Raw genomic sequence first — 22,103 nt, 5'->3', positions numbered from 1 at the left:
CCCCACGGACCGGAAGGCCAGCCAAGTGACCCGGAAGCACTGGGCGTTGATCGCCGCAGCCACCGTTCTGCCGATCGTGGTGAGCACCGGCACCGCCGTCGCGGACACCCCGTCGACCGGGGCCGGGACCGGCGCGGCCGGCACCACCTGCACCTACAGCCCGGCGGTTCCCGCCGACAACTTCAAGGGCATCCCGGTCTTCGACGCCAGGAAGGCCGCCAAGCCCTACAGCGCGACCCTGAAGACCTCGCAGGGGGCGATCACCTTCCAGGCCCTCACCGACAAGGCGCCCTGCACGACCTTCTCCTTCCGCTTCCTCGCCGAGCGCGACTACTTCGACCGCAGTCACTGCCACCGGCTGACCACCCAGCGGATCTTCGTCCTGCAGTGCGGCGACCCAACGGGCACCGGCAGCGGCGGCCCCGGCTACTCCTTCCCGGACGAGAACCTGGAGGGCGCGACCTACCCCGCCGGCACGGTCGCGATGGCGAACGCGGGCCCCAACACCAACGGCAGCCAGTTCTTCTTCGTCTGGAAGGACACCAAGCTCTCCCCCGCCTACACGCCCTTCGGCCGGATCACCGCGGGCCTGGACGTCCTGCAGAAGATCGCCGCCGGCGGGGAGGACGACCAGAACAACCCCGGCGACGGTTTCCCGACCCTGCCCGTGAACATCCGCAATGTGAAGATCTCCACCCGCTGAGCCACCCTCGGGGTCCTTCGGGCTCCCGTACGGTGGTCAGCACGACCGCGAGCCGTACGGGAGCCGTGCCGATGGTGCCGATGGACAGCAGGATCTGGGAAAGCGTCGACCACATGGTCGCCTGGCTGGACGAGGAGAGCCCGCTCCCCCCGCAGGAGGAGCGGCTGGCGCGGATCCTCAAGCTCTCCGAAGAGGTGGGCGAGGTCAGCGCCGCCGTGATCGGTGCGACCGGTCAGAATCCGCGCAAGGGCGTGACCCACACCTGGGAGGACGTCCAGCACGAGCTCTGCGACGTGGTCTTCTCCGCGCTGGTCGCCCTCCGCACGCTCACCCCCGACGCCTCCCAGGTCTTCGCCGACCGTCTCGCGTACGTCGAGAACCGTTCCGCGGCCAGCCGCCGCGGGCCGTAGGCCCCAGGACGGACCAGACCTCCCACCGCCGCCCATAAGCCGCCCGGAAGCTGCCCGCCGGCCGCCGGACAGCCTGGGGCCACGCCCCGGGCAGGCCCGGGGCGCGCCCAGGACGGACGAGGACGGACCCGGGACGGACCCGGAAGGGCCCGGGCCGTGCCGGTCAGGCGTTGGGCGCGACCTTGGCCAGGCCGTTGATGACGCGGTCCATCGCGTCGCCGCCCTGCGGGTCGGTGAGGTTGGCAAGGAGCTTGAGGACGAACTTCATCAGCATCGGGTGGGTCAGCCCGCGCTGGGTCGCGAGCTGCATGACCTTCGGGTTGCCGATGAGCTTCACGAAGGCGCGACCCAGCGTGTAGTAGCCGCCGTAGACGTCCTTGAGGATCCGCGGGTAGGCCTGGAGCGCGCGCTCCCGGCCGGACTCGGTCACCCGGGCATGGGCCTGGACGATCACCCCGGCGGCGATCTGACCGGATTCCATCGCGTAGGCGATGCCCTCGCCGTTGAACGGGTTGACCATGCCGCCGGCGTCGCCGACCAGCAGCAGGCCGCGGGTGTAGTGCGGCTGCCGGTTGAAGGCCATCGGCAGCGCCGCACCCCGGATCGGGTCGGTCATGTTCTCGGGGGTGTAGCCCCACTCCTCCGGCATGCTCGCGCACCAGGCCTTGAGGACCTCGCGCCAGTCGAGCTCACCGAAGGCGGGCGAGGAGTTGAGAATGCCGAGACCGACGTTGGAGGTGCCGTCGCCCATGCCGAAGACCCAGCCGTAACCGGGCAGCAGCTTCCGCTCCCCGGCCCGGGTGTCCCACAGCTCCAGCCAGGACTCGAGGTAGTCGTCGTCGTGGCGCGGCGAGGTGAAGTAGGTGCGGTAGGCGACACCCATCGGGCGGTCCTCACGGCGGTGCAGACCCATGGCGAGCGAGAGCCGGGTGGAGTTGCCGTCGGCCGCCACGACCAGCGGGGCCCGGAAGGTCACCGGCCGCTTCTCGTCGCCGAGCTTGGCGGCGACACCGACGATCCGGCCGGTCCGCTCGTCCAGCACCGGGCCGCTGACGTTGCAGCGCTCGTAGAGCCTGGCTCCGGCCTTCTCCGCCTGACGGGCGAGCAGCTCGTCGAAGTCGGCGCGCTTGCGGACCAGACCGTAGTCCGGGAAGGCCGACAGCTCGGGCCAGTCCAGCTCCAGCCGGATCCCGCCGCCGATGATCCGGAGCCCCTTGTTGTGCAGCCAGCCGTTCTCGGTCGACACGTCGATGCCCATGTCCACCAGCTGCTTGGTGGCCCGCGGGGTCAGGCCGTCGCCGCAGACCTTCTCCCGGGGGAAGCTGGTCTTCTCCAGCAGCAGCACGTCCAGACCGGCCTGCGCGAGGTAGTACGCGGTGGTGGCGCCGGCCGGGCCCGCGCCGACCACGATGACGTCCGCGGTGCTCTCCACAACGCCTGCGCTCAGGTCAACGGCGGTCTCGGACACGGTGGGCACACTCCTGCTGGGGGTCGACCGGCCGGCGGGGGCCGGCGCGGCTGGGCTTGGACGAGTCTATGAGCTGCGGACGGCGCTTCGACCGGTCCGGGCGGCGGTGCCGGCGGGCCCGGCCGACCGGAAACCGGGGAGCAGCGACCGGCGACCGATCAGACCTTGTGGGCCCGGTGCAGAGCGACGATCCCGCCGGTCAGGTTGCGCCAGGCCACCTTGGACCAGCCGGCCTCCTGGAGCCGGGCGGCCAGCGCGGGCTGGTCGGGCCACTCCCGGATCGACTCGGCGAGGTAGACGTAGGCGTCCGGGTTGCTGCTCACCGCGGTGGCGACCGGGGGCAGCGCGCGCATCAGGTACTCGGTGTAGACGGTCCGGAACGGCGTCCAGGTCGGCGTGGAGAACTCGCAGATGACCAGCTTGCCGCCGGGCTTGGTGACCCGGTGCATCTCGCTGAGCGCGGCCCCGGTGTCGTGGACGTTGCGCAGCGCGAACGAGATCGTCACCGAGTCGAAGGTGTCGTCGGCGAACGGCAGCCGGGTGGCGTCCCCGGCCGTCAGCGCCAGCTCGGGGTGGCGGCGCTTGCCTTCGGCGAGCATGCCGACCGAGAAGTCGCACGGGACGACCTTGGCCCCGGCCTCCGCGAAGGGGAGCGAGGAGGTGCCGGTGCCGGCCCCGAGGTCGAGCACGACGTCCCCCGGCCCGGCGTCCACCGCCTCGGCCACCGCGCGGCGCCAGGCGCGGGCCTGGCCGAGCGAGAGCACGTCGTTGGTGCGGTCGTACTTGGCCGCGACGTCGTCGAACATCGCGGCGACTTCGTGCGGCTGCTTGTCCAGGGAGGCTCGGGTCACGCACCCCATTGTTCACCCTGGCTCCGGCGATCCGGGCAAGGGGGCGCCTTACGGACGGTCCGGGATCGCCATCGGCCCGCCGTGGCCCCGCTCTCGAAGCGCTCGGAGGGCGCGCAGGATCCGCCCTCACGCCCCCGGAATCCCGACCGCGCCCGCACCGGACTCCCCCTTCGGAACCCGACACGCACCGGAACCCGACCTGCCCGGGAACCCGACCCCCCCTCCGCAAGCCGGCTCCTCCGGAACCGGCCGACCCGCGCACCCTCAGTGCAGAGCGCGTCGTCCGCCCGAGCGTCGCCGACGGCGCGAGCGCTTGCCCTGGGTTATCGCGGGCATCCCGTCGGCCAGCGCACCGGTCGCCAGGGCGACCGTGGTGGCGAACCGGTTCTGCCCGCTCCGCACGGCCACTGCCCGCCGGTGCCGACGGATCCGCAGCATGCAGACGACGAACAGCAGCACGGCCACCGGCACGCTGAACCGGGCCAGGCCGACGCCGACCGGCTGCGGATAGGTGTCGCCGCAGATCCGCACCGCGCCCGGGTCGTCGGCCGCGTGTTCCAGGCAGACCCCGTCACCGACCTTGGCGCCGTCGGCCAGCGGCAGCGCGGTGGCGGTGTGGTGCTGGCCCGCGGCCTGGTAGCTGACGGTGCTGTAGGAGCCGCCGCCGCCCGGAAGCTGGGTCACCAGACCCTCGACCCGCACCGGGTGGGCTCCGATCCGGTCGGCCTGCTCGGCCTGACGCCACCCCAGCAGGCACATCCCGAGGGCCAGCACGGCGCTGAGCACGGCGGTGATGTACCAGCCACGGCCCAACCGCGGGGATCGCTGCGGGGGGACGGTCGCGGATCGCATGGTTCCTGTCCTGGCGTGCGTTCGGGGCCTGGGACGGGGCCCCGCCGCCCGCGGAGAACGGGCGAAGTGTGGTGAGGGTACGGACTGAGCTGAGCCGGATGCTATCCGCTGGCAGGCCCTCAGGTCACGGCGAAGGGGGAATCAGGCCACCAGGACGGAGCGCAAGTTCGGCGGCATACGAAGCAAGTCCCCTGTGCCGCACGGGAGTACGGTCCGACCGAAGTAAATCGAACGCCTACCGACGAGTAGCCGGCCCGCACCACGAGAGCGCCCGGCCGTGGACCGGGGCGGGAGCAAGGACGCGGAGGAGCCGCGCAGAGGCCGCGGAGGAGCCGCGAAGAGGCCGCGAAGAGGACGTGCGGCGGACGTGGACGGAACGTCGGCAGCGCTCAGCGCCGCCGGAACACCAGCCGCCCGCCGAGCACCGCCGCGCGGCACCCGCCGGCTCGCGGACCGTCCGCCCCCGCGGCGAACACCGCGAAGTCCGCCCGCCCGCCCACCGTCAGCCGCCCGTGCACGGCCTCGGCGAACGGCAGCCCCACCAGCGGATCCAGCGACCATGCCGCCCCCACCGCGCCCGCCGCCCCCACCGCCCCAACCGCGCCCGCAGAACCCGCCCCCGGCAGCACGACGAGCCCCGAACGGGCCACCGCCGTCCGCACCGAGGCACGCTCGAACGGCCCGGCCACCGCCGTCACCCCGAAGCCGAGCATGCGCTGCAGCCCGCGTCGCGCGCTCGCCCCGCACCGCGCCTCGTCCGCCTCCCCCGCCAGGCCGTCCGGCACCGGCGCCTCCCCGATCTCCTCACGCGGGTCCGGGTGGTACGCCCGCTCCAGCAGCCGGTGCCCGTCCGGGTGCCGAAGCCCGGGGGCGATCAGCGCGTCGCCCCAGTCACGGACCCGGGCCGTCGGCAGTGCCGCCGCCAGTTCCGCGTACGGGCCGACCGCCTCGACCTGCCCGTCGCGCACCAGCACCGCCCCGTCGACGTGGGACGGGGCGGTGGGATCGGCCGGGTCGGGCAGCACGAGAGCGGCCCGGTGCAGGGTCAGCACGGCGGTGCGGGAGCCTCAGCAGCAGTCAGCGGTGGCAGTCGGCGGTCAGCGGTCAGCGGTCAGCGGTTGTCGAGGATCTTCAGCTCGGGGTGGGCCGTGCCGCCCTCGATCGCGGTGGAGGCGATGTGCGAGGCGACCCGCGGGTCGACCGGGTCGTTGGCCGGGTCGTCCAGCACCCGCAGGTGCTGGTAGGTGGTCGAGCGCTGGGCCGGGACGCGGTCGGCGGCCCGGATCAGGTGGATCAGCTCGGTGAGGTTGGAGCGGTGCTTGGCGCCGGCCGCCGAGACCACGTTCTCCTCCAGCATGACCGAGCCGAGGTCGTCCGCGCCGTAGTGCAGCGACAGCTGGCCGGCCTCCTTGCCGGTGGTCAGCCAGGACCCCTGGATGTGGGCGACGTTGTCGAGGAACAGGCGGGCGATGGCGATCATCCGCAGGTACTCGAAGACGGTCGCCTGGGTCGACCCCTGGAGCTTGTTGTTCTGCGGCTGGTAGGTGTACGGGATGAAGGCGCGGAAGCCGCCGGTGCGGTCCTGCACGTCGCGGATCATCCGCAGGTGCTCGATCCGCTCGGCGTTGGTCTCGCCGGTGCCCATCAGCATGGTGGAGGTGGACTCGACACCCAGCTTGTGGGCGGCCTCCATGATCTCCAGCCAGCGCTCGCCCGACTCCTTGAGCGGCGCGATCGCCTTGCGCGGGCGCTCGGGCAGCAGCTCGGCCCCGGCACCGGCGAAGGAGTCCAGGCCCGCCCGGTGGATCCGGGTGATGGCCTCCTCGATGGAGACGCCGGAGATACGGGCCATGTGGTCGACCTCGGAGGCGCCCAGCGAGTGGATCACCAGCTGCGGGAAGTCCGCCTTGATCGCCGAGAAGGCGCGCTCGTAGTACTCGACGCCGTAGTCCGGGTGGTGGCCGCCCTGGAACATGATCTGGGTGCCACCCAGCTCGACGGTCTCCGCGCAGCGGCGCAGGATCTCCTCGAGGTCGCGGGACCAGCCCTTGTCGCTCTTCGGCGGCACGTAGAAGGCGCAGAACTTGCACGCCGTCACGCAGACGTTGGTGTAGTTGATGTTGCGCTCGATGATGTACGTCGCGATGTGCTCGGTACCGGCGTAGCGGCGGCGGCGCACGGTGTCGGCCGCCGAGCCCAGCGCGTGCAGAGGGGCCGAGCGGTAGAGCTCCAGCGCCTCCTCCGGGCTGATCCGGCCACCGCCGGCGGCCCGGTCGAGGACGGCCTGCAGGTCGGTGCTGGGCGCATCGAGGGTGGTCGCTGCGAGCTCGGACACCTTGCCGCCTTCTCTCTCTCGGGTACATCCGGTACATCCGGTACTACCGGTAGTTCGCGTGCTCCGGGCCGTTCGGCGGTGCCGACCGCTCCGGGTACTACGACGTGCGGCGACTCCGTGCCGCGGCACCGGGTCGCATCCGGATCAGCCTACGCCAGGGCCCTCGACGCCCTGCGTCAGCCCGTCCGCCGCAGCGTCCCGCTCGGGTTCCCGGCGCTGGAGTCGGCGGAGCCGAAGCGGACGGTGCCGTCCTTCTGCAGGGTGAGCGTCTCGGAGTAGGAACCGCCGGTGCACGCCCCGGGCAGCGAGGAGCGGACGAGGCGGGAGGTGAAGACCAGCTTCTCCGGCTCGGCCGCGGTGAGCGTCCAGGCGCCCTCGCAGGTGATCGAGAGCAGGCCGGTCAGCTCGTTGCGGCTGGTGGTGGCCTCCTGCCCGATCGCGGCCCGGCCGATGACCAGGGTGGTGGTACCGGCGGGCACCCCCTTCTGGGTGGTCATGTCCCCGCGCCAGGTACCGAGGAACGCCTCGGGCACGACGTTCGGCCCCGACGGCGCTGACGACCCCGACGGCGCCGCCGTCGCCGGCGAGGGCGGCGCCTGGGTGGCCCCGCCCGTGGCCCCGCCCGTGGCCGCACTCGTGGCGCCTCCCCCGGACGGTGTCGCACCCGGCGTCGCGGTCTGCGCCCCCGTCGTGCTCCCGCCTGACGCCGCCGCCGTCGCTGTCGTCGGTGCCGTCGGGCCCGGCTCCTGCGGTCCCCATGCCCGGTACGCCCCGTACCCCCCGCCCGCGAGCACCACCAGCACCGCGGCGGCCACCAGCACCGCCACGCCCCGCCCTCGCCGCGCGCCGTCCTCGGCCCCGGGTCGAGGCGGCACCGGCGGCACCGACGGCAGTACCCGCGGCCCCGCAGCCCCGGAAGCCCCGACAGACCCCGCTGCCTCGCCAGATCCCGACGCCCCGCCGGACGTCACGCCGGACGTCACGCCGGACGCCCCGCCCGACGCCCCGCCGGACGTCACGCCGGACGCCCCGCCCGACGTCCCGCCCGACGCCCCGCCGCCACCCGTCACCGAGGTCGGCGTCCGTTCCGCCACGCCCCAGCCCCCGGCGGCAGCCCCCGCTCCCGCCCCGGCCCCGCCGACGGAGCCGTCCTCCTCCCCCTCCAGGTCCAGCAGCTGCACCGCACTGCGCCCGACCGCGGCCGCCAACGCCGGCGGGAGCCAGCCGCCGCCCTGCCCCAGCCGGCCGACCGCCGAGCCGTCGGGGTCCAGCAGTTCCCGCAGCCGCCGCGGCGTCGGCCGGACCGCCGGGTCCTTGGCCAGGCAGTCGAGCACGATCGAGCGCAGCGGACCGGGGGCCAGCCCGGTCAGGTCCGGCTCCTCGTGCACCACGCGGTAGAGCAGGACGGCCGCGCTCACCCCCTCGCCGAACGGGTGCACCCCGGTGGCCGCGTACGCGAGCACCGCGCCGAGCGAGAAGACGTCACCGGGCGGCCCGACCGGGCGGCCGTTCGCCTGCTCCGGGGACATGAAGCCGGGTGATCCGACCACGAATCCCGACTGGGTGAGCCCGGTGGCCGCGTCGAGGGCGCGGGCGATGCCGAAGTCGATCAGCCGCGGGCCGTCCAGGGTGAGCAGCACATTGGACGGCTTGACGTCCCGGTGCACCAGGCCGAGCCCGTGCACGTGCTCCAGCGCCTGGGCCAGGACGGCGCCCAGGGTCCGGACGGCGGGGTCGGTCAGCGGCCCGTACTCCCGGACGGCGCCGCCCAGTGCGGGGCCGGCCACGTAGCCGGTGGCCACCCAGGGGTGGGCGCCCTCGGTGTCGGCGTCCAGGACGGGAGCCGTCCACGTCCCGCCGACCCGGCGGGCGGCGGCCACCTCCTGCCGGAACCGGGCGCGGAACTCGGCGTCCTCGGCGAGCTCGCCGCGGACCACCTTGACCGCCACGGTGCGTCCGCCCGCCGTCCGGCCGAGGTAGACCCGGCCCATACCGCCCGCGCCGAGCCGTCGCAGCAACCGGTACGCGCCCACCTGGCGCGGGTCGTCCGATCCCAGTGCCTGCATCCCCCGCACGCTCCCGTCACCCGCCCGGCCCGCCGCCGGGGCCCGCTCGCGTGCAGACGCTATCGGGCGGCGGGCGGACGCCGCGCCGCAACCCGCTTCCTCCCGGAGCGGAACGCCGTCCCGGCAGAAGGCGAGCGGGGAAGCCGGGAGGACGCCGGGGGGAAGCGGAGGGGCGACCGGAACGGATTCAGACCACCAGCGGCGCGGGCTCCAGCAGCGCCGGATCCAGCGGCGGAAGCGGCTCCAGCGGCACCGGCTCCAGCAGCCGGACGGCCACATCGGGTGCGAAGCCGCTGTCGTGCGCGACCCGCCGGGCGAACTCGGCCACCCCGGCCAACTGCCGCTCGCCGAGCGAGAAGTCCAGGGCCTCGCTGAAGTACCGCTCCAGCACGTCCGCGTCGAAGGCCTCCCAGCGGGCCGCGTGCGTCGCCACCTCGCGGGCCTCGACCAGCGAGAGGTCCCGGGACTCCAGGAAGGCCCGGTGGACGGCCGCGGTCAGTTCGGGCCGGCGCTCGGCGAAGTCGCGGCGGGCGGCCCAGACGGCGAAGACGAACGGCAGCCCGGTCCACTCCTTCCACATCTCGCCCAGGTCGTGCACGGTCAGGCCGCGGTCGGCGGCCTGACCCAGGTAGGCGCGCAGCGCCGGGTCACCGATCAGCACGGCGGCGTCGGCCTCGGCGAGCATCGCCTCGAGGTCCGGCGGGCAGCTGTAGTACTCCGGCCGCACGCCCTCCCGCTCCTCCAGCAGCAGGCGGGCGAGCCGGACGGAGGTCCGGCTGGTGGAGCCGAGGGCGACCTTCCGGCCGTCCAGCTCGGCGAGCGGCACCTTGCTGACGATCACGCAGGACATCACCGGGCCGTCGCTGCCCACCGCGATGTCGGGGAGCACGAGCAGTTCGTCCGCGTGGCGCAGGTACTCCACGCAGGTGATCGGACCGATGTCCAGCGACCCCGCGACCAGCTGGTCGCTGAGCTTCTCCGGGGTGTCCTTGGTGAGGTCCAGGTCGAGCAGATTGCCGGTCCTGGCCAGCCCCCAGTAGAGGGGTACGCAGTTCAGGAACTGAATATGCCCCACGCGGGGCCGGACCGGGGTGTTCTCCCGGGCCTCCCGTGTTTCCTCGTCCGGTACTGCCACCGCGCCGCTCCCTTGCTGTTCGTGCGCCTCCCCGCAGGGTATGCCTGCTGGTCGGGAAGCCCCGCACCACCCTTCCGCGACGCACCGCGCCGATCACCGCAACCGCCTTACGACACGCGGTGTCCAGCACGCAAGTCACCCCTGGTCGTCACAGCAGCCGCATGCTAGCGTTGCCCTCAGTTGCAGTTTGATTCCCCTTGCAGTACTTGAAGCCTGCGGAGCATGTAACCGCAGGCTTTTTGTAGTTTTTCAGCAATATCGAAAACTCCGGACCCGTCCGGAGGCAGGGCGATCAGCGCAGCGGACCGGGCGCCACACGGTGTGGCCCCCGACACGTCCCTCGCAAGGAGAACGGCATGGCTCAGGGAACCGTCAAGTGGTTCAACGCTGAGAAGGGCTTCGGCTTCATCGCCCAGGATGGCGGCGGCCCCGACGTCTTCGTCCACTACTCCGCCATCAACGCGAGCGGTTTCCGCTCGCTGGAGGAGAACCAGGCGGTCAGCTTCGACGTCACCCAGGGTCCGAAGGGCCCGCAGGCGGAGAACGTCACCCTTGTCTGAATCATCCTCGATGAGGATCTGATCGCTCGGGACCCGTCGGGTCCGCCGGCGGCCGCGAGGCCGTCCCGGTGAGCACAAGAGCAGCAGTACCCAAGGGGGCCCGCCTTTCGGCGGGCCCCCTGCCTTTTCCCGGCCCGGCCCGGGACGCCGCGCCGCGGCCCCGAAGGCCCGCAGCCCCGCAGGCCGCCCGGGGCGCGCACGACGAACGGCCCCCTCTCCCCGGTGGAACGGGAGAGGGGGCCGCGTCGTGCGGGCGGACGTCAGACCGTCGCGGGAGCCTGGCCACCGGCCTGGGCCGGAACGGCGGCCTTGGCCGGGGCGTCGTCGTAGAGGTCACCGGCCGGGTTGTTGTACGCGACCAGGTCGAGCGTCTTCTCGCGGGCCGCGACCACGACCGGCACCAGGGCCTGGCCCGCGACGTTGGTCGCGGTGCGGATCATGTCGAGGATCGGGTCGATGGCCAGCAGCAGACCGACGCCCTCCAGCGGCAGGCCCAGGGTGGAGAGGGTCAGCGTCAGCATCACGATCGCACCGGTCAGACCGGCGGTGGCGGCCGAGCCGATCACCGAGACGAAGGCGATCAGCAGGTAGTCCTTGATGCCGAGGTCGATGCCGTACACCTGGGCGACGAAGATCGCGGCCAGCGAGGGGTAGATCGCGGCGCAGCCGTCCATCTTGGTGGTGGCACCGAACGGGACGGCGAAGGAGGCGTACTCGCCCGGGACGCCGAGCCGCTCGGTGACCCGGCGGGTGACCGGCAGGGTGCCGACCGAGGAGCGGGAGACGAAGGCCAGCTGGATGGCGGGCCAGGCGCCCTTGAAGAAGTTGACCGGGTTGAGGCCGGCGGCGAACTTCAGCAGCAGCGAGTACACGCCGAACAGCACCAGCGCGCAACCGACGTAGACGTCGACGGTCAGGGTCGCGAACGGCTCCAGCAGGTCCCAGCCGTACTTGGCGACGGACTTGCCGATCAGACCGAGGGTGCCGATCGGCGAGAGCCGGATGACCCACCAGAGGGCGGTCTGGATCAGCTCGAGCACCGACTCGCTGAGCTTGAGCACCGGCTCGGCCTTGGCGCCGAGCTTGATGATCGCGGCACCGGCGACGATCGCCAGGAAGACGATCTGCAGGACCTCGACCTCGGTGAAGGCGGTGACGATGTTGGTCGGGAAGATCCCGGTGAGGAAGTCGATCCAGCTGCCGGTGGACTTCGGCGCCTTGAGGCCCTCGGTCTTGAGGTCGGTGCCCTCGCCCGGGCTGGTGAGCAGGCCGAGGCCGAGGCCGATGGCCACCGCGATCAGCGAGGTGATCGCGAACCAGAGCAGGGTGCGGACGGCCAGCCGGGCGGCGTTGGTGACGTTCCGCAGGTTGGCGACGCTGACCAGGATCGCGGTGAAGACCAGCGGCGGGACGGCGAGCTTCAGCAGCTGGACGAAGATCCGGCCGATGGTCTCCAGGGTGGTGGCCAGCCAGGAGATGTCGGCCGCGCGGGCCAGGTAACCGAGGGCGACGCCGAGCACGAGGCCGGCGACGATCTGGGCCCAGAAGGGCGTCTTGCCCAGCTTGGAATTACGCAGACTGGCGAGCACGGACGGCGACGAGGTCGCCTCGGGCGCTGTGGACATGACGGTGCGGCTCCGGGGGAGGCGTGACTGACGGTGTGTCGGGGGGCGGGAAAGGCGGCACGGGGCGGGAGCCGGACGGGAAGGGAACCGGCCCCGATCAGGGGCGTGCCGCCTGAATACAGCTCATGGCGCGACAACGGCGCGGGCTGTCCACAGCACCGGACAGACGCCCGCGGGCGGCACCGGGCTGCGAGCCCAGGCCGTGCGCCGAACGTGCGTCTGAGGTGGTCATGGGCGACACGTTAGCAGTAAAGGTTTGAGATGTTCAAAGTAGTTGTTTGAGTTCCGGGCGCGAAGGATCCCGGCGCGACACCCACGGGCCTCGACGGCCCCCGGCGGACGCTCCGGGCGGACCCGATTGACCGCTCAGCAGTTATACGTATAACTTGGTGAGCATCCCCGCCCGCCCCCTGCCCAGACCGGAGAATCCCGCCCATGGGCTACCTCGCCCTGCTCCGCGCCCCGCACGTCGGCCGACTGCTCTTCGGCACCCTGCTCGGCCGCCTCCCGGCCGGCATGACCGCCCTGGTGATCGCCCTCGCGCTGCGCGACGCCGGCGCGCCGTACAGCCGGATCGGGCTGGCCACCGCCGCGTACGCGATCGCGGCGGCCATCGGCGGGCCGGTGCTCGGCCGGATCGTGGACCGCACCGGCCAGCCGCGGGTCCTGCTCGTCTCGGCGGTGATCGCCGGTGGCGGGTACGCCCTGCTGGCGCTGGCCCCGGCGTCCGCGCTCGCCGCCACCGTCGGCGCGGCGGTCGCCGGACTGGCGATGCCCCCGCTCGAACCCTGCCTGCGCTCGCTCTGGCCGGACGTCGTCGAGGAGAAGCAGCTCGACACCGCCTACGCCTTCGACTCCGCCTCGCAGCAGATCCTCTACGTCGCCGGGCCGCTCGCGGTGGCCGGCATCGCGGGCACGGCGGGCCCGGTCACGGCGCTCTGGGTGGCGGCCGGACTCGGCCTGGCCGGGGCACTGGTGGTCGCCACCACCGCACCGGCCCGCGCCTGGCAGGCGCCGCCGCGCGCGCACTCGGCCGGCCTGCTCGGGCCGCTCCGCTCCCCCGGCCTGGTCCTGCTACTGATCGGCCTGGCAGGTGCCGGCTGGGCGGTCGGCGCGCAGAACGTGCTGTTCATCGCCTACGCCGAGGCCCAGCACGGGAAGGGCCTGCCCGGTGGCGCCGGGAGCCTGCTGGCCCTCGCGGCGCTCGGCGGTCTGCTCGGCGCGCTCGCCTACGGCGCGGTGCGGTGGCGCAGCTCGACGGCCACCCGGACCTGGCTGATGGCGCTCGGCATGGCCGTCAGCTACCTGCCGCTGGTGCTGGTCCCGGGACCGGCCGCGATGGCCGCTCTCGCCTTCGTCTCCGGGATCGCGCTGGCTCCGCTGCTGGCGGCGGCCTTCGTGCTGGTCGCCGAACTGGCCCCGCAGGGCACCGTGACGGAGGCCTTCGCCTGGCTGGTCACGCTCTTCGCGACCGGGAACTCGCTGGGCTACGCGGTCTCCGGCCACCTCGCGGAGGGATCGCTGCGTTCGGTGGCGCTCTGCGCGGCCGGCGGGATCGGTCTGGGCGGGCTGCTGCTGTTCGGCGCCCGCCGCTGGTTCCACCCGGTCGGCGGGACCTCGGCCGGGGCGCACCCGCTGCCCGCCGCCGAGCCGGTGCCGGTGGGCTGACGCCCGCCGCATCCCCATGGACGTGGCTGCGCCCGTCGGGCCGGTGGTCTGGCTGACGGGCGCAGCCACTTCGTCGTCCCCGCCCCGGACCGCGCCGGAACCGCGCGCCCGTCCGCCCCGCCCGTGCGCCCGTGCGCCCGTCCGGCACGAACCAGGGAAGCGGCGACCACGGGCCGGGAGCCCGGCGGCCGCCGGTGTCGGTGTCGGTGCTCGAGGGAGACCCGTCGGTGCTCCGAGAAGACCCGTCGGTGCTCCGGGAAGACCTGTCAGTGCTCCGGGGACACCGGGGCGGTGGAGGAGCGCAGCACCAGCGAGGTGGCGAGCGGCGGCACGGGTGCGACCGCCTCGCCCCGGAGCAGTCCGGCGAGCGCCGCCACCCCGGCCCGGCCCAGCTCCTCGCCGGGCAGGTCGACCGTGGTGAGCGGCGGAGTGAGCAGCGCGGCCACCGGGACGTTGTCGATCCCGACCACGGAGAGGTCGGCGGGCACCCGCAGACCCCGCTCGGCGGCGGCCTGGTAGACGCCGGCGGCGACCACGTCGTCGTCGCAGATCACCGCGTGCGGCCGGTCCGGCAGGTCCAGCAGCCGGTGGGCGACCTCGCGTGCGGCGGCCTGGCCCTCGTTCAGGCTGACCCCGAGTTCGACCGCGTCCAGACCCAGCTCCAGCACCGTCTCCTCGAAGGCCGCCTGGCGGACCCGGAAGGTGTACGCGGCGTGGGTGGACCGCAGCCTGGCGATCCGGCGGTGGCCGAGGGCGGCGAGATGGGCGACGGCGGCGCGCATCCCGCCGCCCACGTCCAGTTCGACCGTCGGACGGGCCAGACCGCCACCGGGGTCGGGGTCGGCGTCCAGGAAGACGACGGGGGTGTCGGCGGGCAGTTCGCCGAGCTGGCTGTCGTCCGGGGAGCAGATCAGCAGGCCGTCGAAGCGGCTGGTGGTGGCGGCCTCGGCGAGGGTGGCACTCCCCCAGCCCGAGCTGACCACGACGGCCAGACCGTGCTTGCCGGCCTCCTCGTGGACGCCCTCCAGCACCCGGCCGAAGAACGGGCCGAGGATGTTCGGCACGGCCAGCAGGATCATGCCGCTGCGGCCCAGCCGGAGTTGGCGTCCGGCGGCCTGCGGCCGGTAGCCGAGGCCCCGGGCGGCCTCGCGGACCCGCTCGCGGGTCGCGTCGGAGACCCGGCGGCCCGCCTCGGAGCCCGAGAACACCAGCGAGACGGTGGCCTGCGAGACCCCGGCCAGGCGGGCGACGTCCCGACCGGTCGGGCGGCGGACCGGGGCCGGCCAGGTCCCGGCGGCCGGTTCGGGGCGGCCCGGCGGAACGCCGTCCCCCGGCTCCGCGTCCTCCGGTGCGGCCTTCTCCGGCACGGTGGCGCGGGTCAGTTCTGCGGGGCCGAGGCGGCGGGGCCGGCGGGCGCCTTGGTGGTCGCGGCACGCAGCGCGTCGTCCACCGCGTCCTCCTCGGCGTTCTGCGCGGCGATCCGGGAGGCCGTCCGGGTGCGGATGCCGTCCACCCGGCCGGAGATCTCGACCGACATCTCGTCACGCTGCCGGCTGAGCAGCACATAGCTGAGCGGCGCCGAGACGACGGCGGCCAGCAGGAAGAGGAAGATCACCCCGGCCTCGCCGGAGACCGGGATCACCTGGAAGTGGCCGAGGATCAGCGCGACCAGCAGACAGGCCAGGAAGACGGAGACCCGCATCGAGGTGTAGCGGAGTGTGGCGTGCGACTTCTTGCTCACCTTGCTGCTCACCGGGGACACATCCTTCACTGCGCTGGGACCGGCCGGTCTCCCAGTGAAGCATGCCCGACGGGCCCGGCGGGGAACGGGTCCCGCCCCGGACCGCCCCGGCGCGGGCATGATCAGCGCAGGTCGCGCCACATGACGACATCGTCCCGGTCGTCACCGGGGGCGACCCGGATGGCACCGGGCACCCGGCCGACCTCGACATAGCCGCTGCGGAGGTAGAAGGCCTCCAGGCCGAGGCCGCCCCGCACCTGGAGCTTCAACCCGGCCAGCCCCCATTCCCGGCCGATCCGCTCGGCCTCGGCCAGCAGCGCCGCACCGTACCCGCGCCCCTGCAGCGCGGGGTGGACCATGACCTTGGTGACCAGCCGCCAGTGGTCCATCGGCCCGAACCGCATCGACTCCAGGAACAGCAGCCCGGCCAGCCGCCCGGTCCCGGTCTCCCGGGCGATCAGCAGCCGGTGCGGTCCGGCCGGGGCCAGCCCGGCGAACAGTGCCGCCCCGGCGGCCCCGACCTCCTCCTCGGTCACCCGGTGGACGAAGCCGACGGCCCCACCGGCGTTGCTGGCGGCCGTCCACAGGCCGGTGACCTCGGCGCGCAGTTCGGGGCCGAACCCGGGGTCCAGGGTGAAACTCAGCGTCATGGCTCCGGAGCCTAGCCACCCCTCACGACACTCCGGTGCTCAGCCAGGGACCGGGACCGCGCGCCCCCTCCGCCGCCCGGGGGTCCGCAGGGCCAGGCAGAGCAGCACCGCGACGGCGCAGAGCCCGCCCGCCACGTACCAGGCGAGGTCGTAGTCACCGAGCGCGTCCCGGGCGACCCCGGCCAGACCGGCCACCACCGCGGCACCGATCTGGTGGCAGGCCAGCACCCAGCCGAAGACGATCGGCGCGTCCTCCCCGAAGTACCGCCGGCAGAGCGCGACGGTCGGCGGGACGGTGGCCACCCAGTCGAGGCCGTAGAAGATCACGAACGCCAGGATCGGCGGTTCCAGCGAGCCGGCGAACAACTGCGGCAGCAGGAGCAGCGAGAGTCCGCGGAGCGCGTAGTAGACGACGAGCAGCCGTCCGGCGTCGAAGCGGTCGGTGAACCAGCCGCTGGCGACGGTGCCGATCACGTCGAAGACACCGATCAGTGCGAGCAGGCTCGCCGCGGTGGTGACCGGCAGGCCGTGGTCGTGGGCGGCCGGGATGAAGTGGGTGCCGACCAGCCCGGCGGTGGTCGCTCCGCAGATCGCGAAGGACGCGGCCAGCAGCCAGAACGCCCGGGTGCGGGCGGCGTCCCTGAGCACCCGCAGCGAACGGGCCAGCGCACGGCCCCCGGCCGCCGGGGCGGGCGGCGGCTCGGTCGCGCCGTACGGGAACAGGCCGAGGTCGGCGGGCCGCTCGCGCATCAGCAGCAGCACCGGGACGGCCACCGCGCTGGCCGCCAGCGAGACCACCACGACCGCCGAGCGCCAGCCGTGCTGCTCGACCAGCCAGGCGCCGAGCGGGAGGAAGACCAGGTTGCCCGCCGCCCCGGCGGCCGTCAGCACCCCGGTCACCAGGCCCTGCCGGGCCCGGAACCAGCGGCCGGTGACGGTGGTCGCGAACGCCCCGGCCATCGAGCCGCTGCCGAGACCGACCAGTACGCCCCAGCACAGCACCAGTTGCCAGGGCTCGCGCATCAGCATGGTGAGGCCGGAGCCGACCGAGATGGTCAGCAGCGCGCAGACCACCACCAACCGGACGCCGAACCGGTCCATCAGCGCGGCGGCGAACGGCGCCGTGAGGCCGTAGAGGGCGAGGTTCACCGAGGTGGCGCTGGATATCGTGCCCATCGACCATCCGAACTCGGTGTGCAGCGCGTCCATCATCAGACTGGGCGTGGAGCGGAATCCGGCCGAGCCGAGCAGCACCAGCAGGGCGACCCCGGCCACCACCCAGGCGTAGTGGACCCGGGGGGCGCGGGCCGGCCCGGCGGGATCGGCAAGTCCGGAACGGTCGGCAGGGGCGGCAGCTGCGGCAGGGTCGGCAGATCCGACAGGGTCGGCGGTTCCGGCCGGAGCCGCCGTGCCGGTGGGGGCGTTCGCTTCGTTCACGCGGCCGAGTCTCCCGAAGGGGCCTCGGCACGACGAGGGGCGGGGCTGCCAGCTTTCGTCGGAATCGGGCCAACCGGGGAGCGGGAACCGGCCGACGGAGGTCCGGGCGCCCGGTGAACGGGGCCGGTGGCCGAAAAGGCTCGCCCGCGGCGGGCGGATCGGATGGCGGCGGGCCGCACGCACCCCGAGCACGGCACGGCCGACCGCCATCCAACCCCGGTGCACGGGCCCTGAACCCGTGCGACGCCCTCCGCACTCGCCGAGGAACGGTCATCCGATCGGCCCTGCCTGCGGCCCCCCTGCTGACGTGATCCCCCTGGACAGCAGCACCGCGGCGGCGTTCGGTGTCCCTCGGCGTCCCCTCGCGACGGAGAGCTGCACCCAAGCGTGATCAGTCGGATACGTCACGTCAATGGGTTGTCGGAAATTCGGAATGGTTGCGTCAGCTTTCGGCCCGGTGATCACCACACCCGCCGACGCCCCGCCCGGAGCCGCCCGGAACTGCCCGCGGCCGGTCCGGGACCCGGTTCGAGGCCGGTCCGAGGCCCGTCCGAGGCCCGCCCCTACTGCGCGAGCGCCGCCCAGTCGACGGTGCTCAGCGGGTCCACCGGCCGGGCGTCGGGGCTGATCTCGCACCAGACCCGCTTGCCCGAGCCGTCCGGGTACCAGCCCCAGCGGTCGCAGAGCAGTTCGACCAGCTCCAGCCCGCGCCCGTTGGTGGCGTCGACGTCCGCGCCCGCGTGCCGGGGCGCGGGGGCGACCTGGCTGGCGTCGGCGACCTCGACCCGCAGCGGGCCGACCGTCGCCGCCTCGCGCACCTCACCACCCGCGGCCGGGAGCGCACCCGAGGACGGGGAGCCGCTCGCACCGGCCCCCGACGGGCCGGCCGCCGCCGAGGTGAACGCCGACGGGTCCGACGCGGAGCCGTCCGGCGGCACGCCCGGGAAGTCGCCCAGCGGGAAGCAGAGCCGCAGCACGGCCGGACAGCCGGTGTGCACCACGGCGTTGGTGACCAGCTCGGAGACCACCAGCACCACCGTCTCGGCGATCGGCGCGTCCGGGTCCACCCCGTGGTTGAGCAGCCGCGAGCGGACCCACCGGCGGGCCCGGCCGACCTCGGCGGGGTCCGCCTGCACCGCCAGCTGTACCTGAAGAACCTGCACCGCTCCACCACCCGCACTCGCAGTTCGGCACCGTCTCGACCGGGCCCTGGTCGCCCGGCCGGCCCGGGTACGCACCGGGCCGCCGTCCTCCGGGCCGCTGTCCGCCGGGCCACCGCACGTCACACCCGGCGCGGTGCGCCCGCACCGGCTCGTCCGTCGCTCGTCGACCACGACGCGAATACGCCTCAGGATGAGTCGGCCGGCGGACCGCAGCAAGCGCTTCGGGCATATTCCAGCGATCGGGGGACGGCGCAGGGCATACTGTCCCGCTCACTCTGGCGAGCCTCGGACCGGCGATCGCCCGGCCGCTCCGACCGGCCCCGGACGCAGAGGCGAACCTACCGCCGTCCGCCCCTCGTGCCGCGCCCGCCACTCGCGAACCACCCGTGCGACATATGTCCAACCACCTTCGAACAGCGCAACAGCGGGATCGACGGCAGATCCCACGATCGGACCATCCGAAGCACCGGACTCCGTTCTTCCCCGAATCGCTCCGCCGCCCGAACGGCCCGGGATACCGTGGACGCGTCAGCGGTCGGTCCGGCAGGAGGGGTGGTGACCGGTGGCCACCACCGACGACGCCCCGCGCCGGGACGAGCAGCTGCAACGGCGCCTGGCCCGGGGCGAGGAGACCGCCCTCGGCGAGCTGTACGACCAACTCGCGCCGATGGTGCACGGATTGGCGGGCCGGATACTGGCCGACCAGACCGCCGCGGCCCAACTCACCCGGGAGATCTTCGCCCACGTCTGGGAACACCCCGAGACCTTCGACCCGTCCCGCGGCTCGCTCCGCTCCTGGCTCGGCGCGCTGACCCACCGTCGCGCGGTGGACCGGCTGCGCGCCCGCCGCGCCGAGGCGGCGGGTTACGCCGGGCCCGCCGAGGAGGACGAGATCCGTACGGTGGCCACGGCCGCCCGGGTCCAGTACGTGGTCTCCGCCCTGCCGGAACCGCTGCGTGAGACGATCACGGAGTCCTACTACGACGGCCGGACCTACCAGGAGACGGCCCGTCGGCTCGGAATCAGCGAACAGGCCGCCAAACAGCGGATGCGACTGGGGCTGGCACTGCTGGCCACCGAACTGGAGCAGGAGCACGCGCGGCACCGGTCCGCCGCGCCGCCGGCCGGCGGTCCGCGCGACGGGCTCCCGGCCCCGGGCGCCGGGAGCGCGGACGGACCGGGGGCCGGGGAGGCCGGGCGACGGACGGAGGGCGGAGGGACGTGACGACCACCGACGAGCGGCACGAGGCGCTGCGCTCACTGCTCGGCGCCTGGGCCCTCGGAGCCGTCCCCGCCGCCGAGGCCGCCGAGCTCGAACTCCACCTGACCGGCTGCCCGCAGTGCGCGGAGGAGGCCGGACGGCTCCGCGAGGCGGCCGGCTGGCTCTCCGTCGAGGAGCCGCTGGACCAGCCCGGCGCCCTGCGTCAGCAGGTGCTCGACTGGTGCCTGACCCGCCGCCCCGCCGAACTCCCGGTTCCCACCTGGGGCATGCCGTACACGGCCGAGACCGCCAAGCTCGACGCCCTGCTGCGCGACCTCGGCCCCGAGGAGTGGCAGGAGGTGGCCGAACTCCCCTGGCACGGCGGCACCGAGTACCTGCGTCCGGCCGAGGTCCTGTGCCATCTGGCCGCCGTGGACGGCTATCTGGCCGTCGCCCTCGGCCTGCCCGACCCGGTGCCGGGCGGCCCGGTCGCCGACGGCGGGCAGGCCACCGCGCGCCGGGTCCCGCCGCAGGAGGCCGTCACCGGCGCGGTGCCCCGGGTGCCGCCGCAGGCGGGCCCGCCCTGGGCCCGGATCGCCGAACGCACCGCCCGGCTCACCGCCGAGCAGGCCGGCCAGCCGCCCCAGCGGATCCGCGCCCGGTGGCGCCGGCACTGCCACGAACTGGTCCGCTCGGCCGCGCTCGCCCCGCAGGGCAACACCCCGGTGGACTTCGGCTTCGCGACCGTCCCGTTGCGGGACGCCTTCGTCGACCGGGCCTTCGAGTGCTACGTGCACGGCGAGGACATCGCCCGGGCGGTCGCCTACCCGTACGACCCGCCCGCCCCGCAGCACCTGCGGCAGATGATCGACCTGGCGGTGCGGATGCTGCCGCTGGCCCTGGCCGGACAGCGGGCGGCGCGCCCCGAACCGGCCGGTGCGGCGCTCGGCGGCACCGACGCGCGGCCGGACGGCTCAGGGACCGGGACCGGTGCCGGAGCCGGGCGCAGGACCGGCCGCCGGATCCGGCTGGTGATCGACGGTCCGGCGGCCGGCGAGTGGCTGATACCGCTGGACGGCCCGTCCGCCGGTCCGCCCGGCGGCGAGCCGGTGGCCGCGATGGTGCTGGACGGGCTGGAGTTCTGCCAGCTGGCCGCCGCGCACCGCGACCCGGACCGGGTGCCGGTCGGCGAGCACGGCGACCGGGCCGCGATCCGCGAGGTGCTGCGCGCGACGCCCCTGCTGTCCCGGCCGTAACGGAGGCCCGGCCGTTACGGACGGCTCAGGCGAAGACCACCGTCCGGCTGCCGTTCAGCAGCACCCGGTGCTCGCTGTGCCACTTCACCGCGCGCGCCAGCGCCTGGCACTCGACGTCCCGCCCGAGCGCGACCAGCTGGTCCGGGGTGATGTCGTGGGTCACCCGGGCCACCTCCTGCTCGATGATCGGGCCCTCGTCCAGGTCGGCCGTGACGTAGTGCGCGGTGGCGCCGATCAGCTTCACGCCCCGGGTGTGCGCCTGGTGGTACGGCTTGGCGCCCTTGAAACTCGGCAGGAAGGAGTGGTGGATGTTGATCACCTTGCCGGACAGCGCGGTGCAGAGGTTGTCCGACAGCACCTGCATGTAGCGGGCCAGCACGACCAGCTCGACGTTCTCCTTGGCGACCAGGTCCAGCAGCTGCTGCTCGGCCTCGGCCTTGTTCTCCCTGGTCACCGGGATGTGGTGGAACGGGATGCCGTAGCCCTCGGTGAGGTCGCGGAAGTCGGTGTGGTTGGAGACCACCGCGGCGATCTCCACCGGCAGCGCGCCGATCCGGGTGCGGAACAGCAGGTCGTTGAGGCAGTGGCCGAACTTGCTGACCATCAGGACGATCCGCAGCTTCTGCTCGCTCGGGTGGATCTGCCAGTCCATCCCGAACGAGGCGCCGATCGCGGCGAAGCTGGCCCGCAGCTTGTCGACGGTCACCGGCTCGACCGCCGAGAAGTGCACCCGCATGAAGAACAGCCCGCTGTCCCCGTCACCGAACTGCTGGCTGTCGATGATGTTGCACCCGGTCATGAAGAGGTAGCTGGAGACCGCGTGGACGATGCCCTGCTTGTCGGGGCAGGACAGCGTGAGGACGTACTGGGCGCTGGCCGGCTGCTGTTCCACGTGGGGGTATCCCGTCCTGAGCTCGTGCTGGTGTGAATGCTCCAGCGTTTCACACTCCGGGACACCCCCAGCCGGACTGCCCGCACTCCG

Annotated in this window: 20 protein-coding genes; 6 read left to right on the top strand and 14 right to left on the bottom strand. The window is 73.7% G+C overall.

All coding sequences use genetic code 11. From position 1 onward, the window contains the following. The first annotated feature begins 25 nt into the window (after positions 1-25). Positions 26-703: a peptidylprolyl isomerase gene (locus ACIPYS_RS12965; protein WP_231978612.1), complete on the top strand. Its 678-nt coding sequence runs from the start codon at positions 26-28 to the stop codon at positions 701-703. Between the two features lie 80 nt (positions 704-783). Beyond that, the gene (locus ACIPYS_RS12960; RefSeq protein WP_400745819.1) at positions 784-1,113 is read left to right on the top strand and encodes a MazG-like family protein; all 330 of its coding nucleotides are present in this window, start codon (positions 784-786) and stop codon (positions 1,111-1,113) included. 163 nt (positions 1,114-1,276) lie between these two features. Here the strand turns inward: ACIPYS_RS12960 and ACIPYS_RS12955 are convergent, their stop codons facing one another. The 7 genes from ACIPYS_RS12955 to ACIPYS_RS12925 all read right to left on the bottom strand — a co-directional run bounded on the left by ACIPYS_RS12955 (position 1,277) and on the right by ACIPYS_RS12925 (position 9,820). Continuing rightward, the gene (locus ACIPYS_RS12955) at positions 1,277-2,560 is read right to left on the bottom strand and encodes a geranylgeranyl reductase family protein (protein WP_093864941.1); all 1,284 of its coding nucleotides are present in this window, start codon (positions 2,558-2,560) and stop codon (positions 1,277-1,279) included. A 179-nt stretch (positions 2,561-2,739) separates the two neighbouring features. Continuing rightward, positions 2,740-3,432: a demethylmenaquinone methyltransferase gene (locus tag ACIPYS_RS12950; protein ID WP_093860857.1), complete on the bottom strand. Its 693-nt coding sequence runs from the start codon at positions 3,430-3,432 to the stop codon at positions 2,740-2,742. Positions 3,433-3,696: 264 nt separating this feature from the next. After that, positions 3,697-4,284 (bottom strand): hypothetical protein, encoded by a 588-nt coding sequence (locus ACIPYS_RS12945; protein WP_159424914.1) that lies wholly within the window; start codon positions 4,282-4,284, stop codon positions 3,697-3,699. 389 nt (positions 4,285-4,673) lie between these two features. After that, positions 4,674-5,336 (bottom strand): imidazolonepropionase-like domain-containing protein, encoded by a 663-nt coding sequence (locus tag ACIPYS_RS12940; protein ID WP_093860859.1) that lies wholly within the window; start codon positions 5,334-5,336, stop codon positions 4,674-4,676. 59 nt (positions 5,337-5,395) lie between these two features. After that, positions 5,396-6,619: a cyclic dehypoxanthinyl futalosine synthase gene (mqnC, locus tag ACIPYS_RS12935; protein WP_093860860.1), complete on the bottom strand. Its 1,224-nt coding sequence runs from the start codon at positions 6,617-6,619 to the stop codon at positions 5,396-5,398. Between the two features lie 176 nt (positions 6,620-6,795). Then, positions 6,796-8,685, bottom strand: coding sequence for a serine/threonine-protein kinase (locus ACIPYS_RS12930; protein ID WP_400745816.1), 1,890 nt, complete (start codon positions 8,683-8,685; stop codon positions 6,796-6,798). Positions 8,686-8,872: 187 nt separating this feature from the next. Continuing rightward, complete coding sequence (locus tag ACIPYS_RS12925) at positions 8,873-9,820, bottom strand: menaquinone biosynthetic enzyme MqnA/MqnD family protein (protein ID WP_400745814.1); 948 nt, start codon at positions 9,818-9,820, stop codon at positions 8,873-8,875. A gap of 356 nt (positions 9,821-10,176) precedes the next feature. On the opposite strand from ACIPYS_RS12925, the gene ACIPYS_RS12920 reads away from it, so the two are divergent. Continuing rightward, the gene (locus tag ACIPYS_RS12920) at positions 10,177-10,380 is read left to right on the top strand and encodes a cold-shock protein (RefSeq protein WP_030393541.1); all 204 of its coding nucleotides are present in this window, start codon (positions 10,177-10,179) and stop codon (positions 10,378-10,380) included. Between the two features lie 260 nt (positions 10,381-10,640). On the opposite strand, the gene ACIPYS_RS12915 is transcribed toward ACIPYS_RS12920, so the two are convergent. Continuing rightward, a complete protein-coding gene (locus ACIPYS_RS12915; RefSeq protein ID WP_093860863.1) occupies positions 10,641-12,005 on the bottom strand; it encodes a dicarboxylate/amino acid:cation symporter in 1,365 nt (454 codons plus the stop codon). Positions 12,006-12,440: 435 nt separating this feature from the next. On the opposite strand from ACIPYS_RS12915, the gene ACIPYS_RS12910 reads away from it, so the two are divergent. Next, positions 12,441-13,673, top strand: a complete 1,233-nt coding sequence (locus ACIPYS_RS12910; protein WP_400745811.1) for an MFS transporter — start codon at positions 12,441-12,443, stop codon at positions 13,671-13,673. Positions 13,674-13,939: 266 nt separating this feature from the next. On the opposite strand, the gene ACIPYS_RS12905 is transcribed toward ACIPYS_RS12910, so the two are convergent. The 5 genes from ACIPYS_RS12905 to ACIPYS_RS12885 form a co-directional block, all read right to left on the bottom strand. Continuing rightward, positions 13,940-15,040 (bottom strand): LacI family DNA-binding transcriptional regulator, encoded by a 1,101-nt coding sequence (locus ACIPYS_RS12905; protein ID WP_400745809.1) that lies wholly within the window; start codon positions 15,038-15,040, stop codon positions 13,940-13,942. A gap of 11 nt (positions 15,041-15,051) precedes the next feature. Continuing rightward, entirely contained in the window at positions 15,052-15,426 is a 375-nt protein-coding gene (locus ACIPYS_RS12900) for a DUF4229 domain-containing protein (protein WP_400745807.1), read from the bottom strand. Positions 15,427-15,536: 110 nt separating this feature from the next. After that, positions 15,537-16,064 (bottom strand): GNAT family N-acetyltransferase, encoded by a 528-nt coding sequence (locus ACIPYS_RS12895; RefSeq protein WP_093860867.1) that lies wholly within the window; start codon positions 16,062-16,064, stop codon positions 15,537-15,539. A 39-nt stretch (positions 16,065-16,103) separates the two neighbouring features. Then, entirely contained in the window at positions 16,104-17,501 is a 1,398-nt protein-coding gene (locus tag ACIPYS_RS12890; RefSeq protein WP_400745804.1) for an MFS transporter, read from the bottom strand. A gap of 563 nt (positions 17,502-18,064) precedes the next feature. Then, positions 18,065-18,664 carry an ATP-binding protein gene (locus ACIPYS_RS12885; RefSeq protein WP_107452573.1) on the bottom strand — a complete coding sequence of 200 codons (600 nt, stop codon included), beginning with the start codon at positions 18,662-18,664 and terminating at the stop codon, positions 18,065-18,067. Between the two features lie 562 nt (positions 18,665-19,226). On the opposite strand from ACIPYS_RS12885, the gene ACIPYS_RS12880 reads away from it, so the two are divergent. After that, the gene (locus ACIPYS_RS12880) at positions 19,227-19,889 is read left to right on the top strand and encodes an RNA polymerase sigma factor (protein WP_400745801.1); all 663 of its coding nucleotides are present in this window, start codon (positions 19,227-19,229) and stop codon (positions 19,887-19,889) included. Beyond that, positions 19,886-21,121 (top strand): zf-HC2 domain-containing protein, encoded by a 1,236-nt coding sequence (locus tag ACIPYS_RS12875; protein WP_400745799.1) that lies wholly within the window; start codon positions 19,886-19,888, stop codon positions 21,119-21,121. The genes ACIPYS_RS12880 and ACIPYS_RS12875 overlap by 4 nt, the downstream gene beginning before the upstream one ends. Before the next feature lie 25 nt (positions 21,122-21,146). Here the strand turns inward: ACIPYS_RS12875 and purU are convergent, their stop codons facing one another. After that, entirely contained in the window at positions 21,147-22,013 is an 867-nt protein-coding gene (gene purU, locus ACIPYS_RS12870; RefSeq protein WP_093860870.1) for a formyltetrahydrofolate deformylase, read from the bottom strand. Positions 22,014-22,103: the final 90 nt, after the last annotated feature.

Origin of the sequence: Kitasatospora sp. NPDC089913, assembly GCF_044748625.1 — a bacterium.
Taxonomy (GTDB): Bacteria; Actinomycetota; Actinomycetes; order Streptomycetales; family Streptomycetaceae; genus Kitasatospora.
Note: the sequence above shows the minus strand (reverse complement) of the source record. Positions and strands in the feature narration are given on the sequence as shown.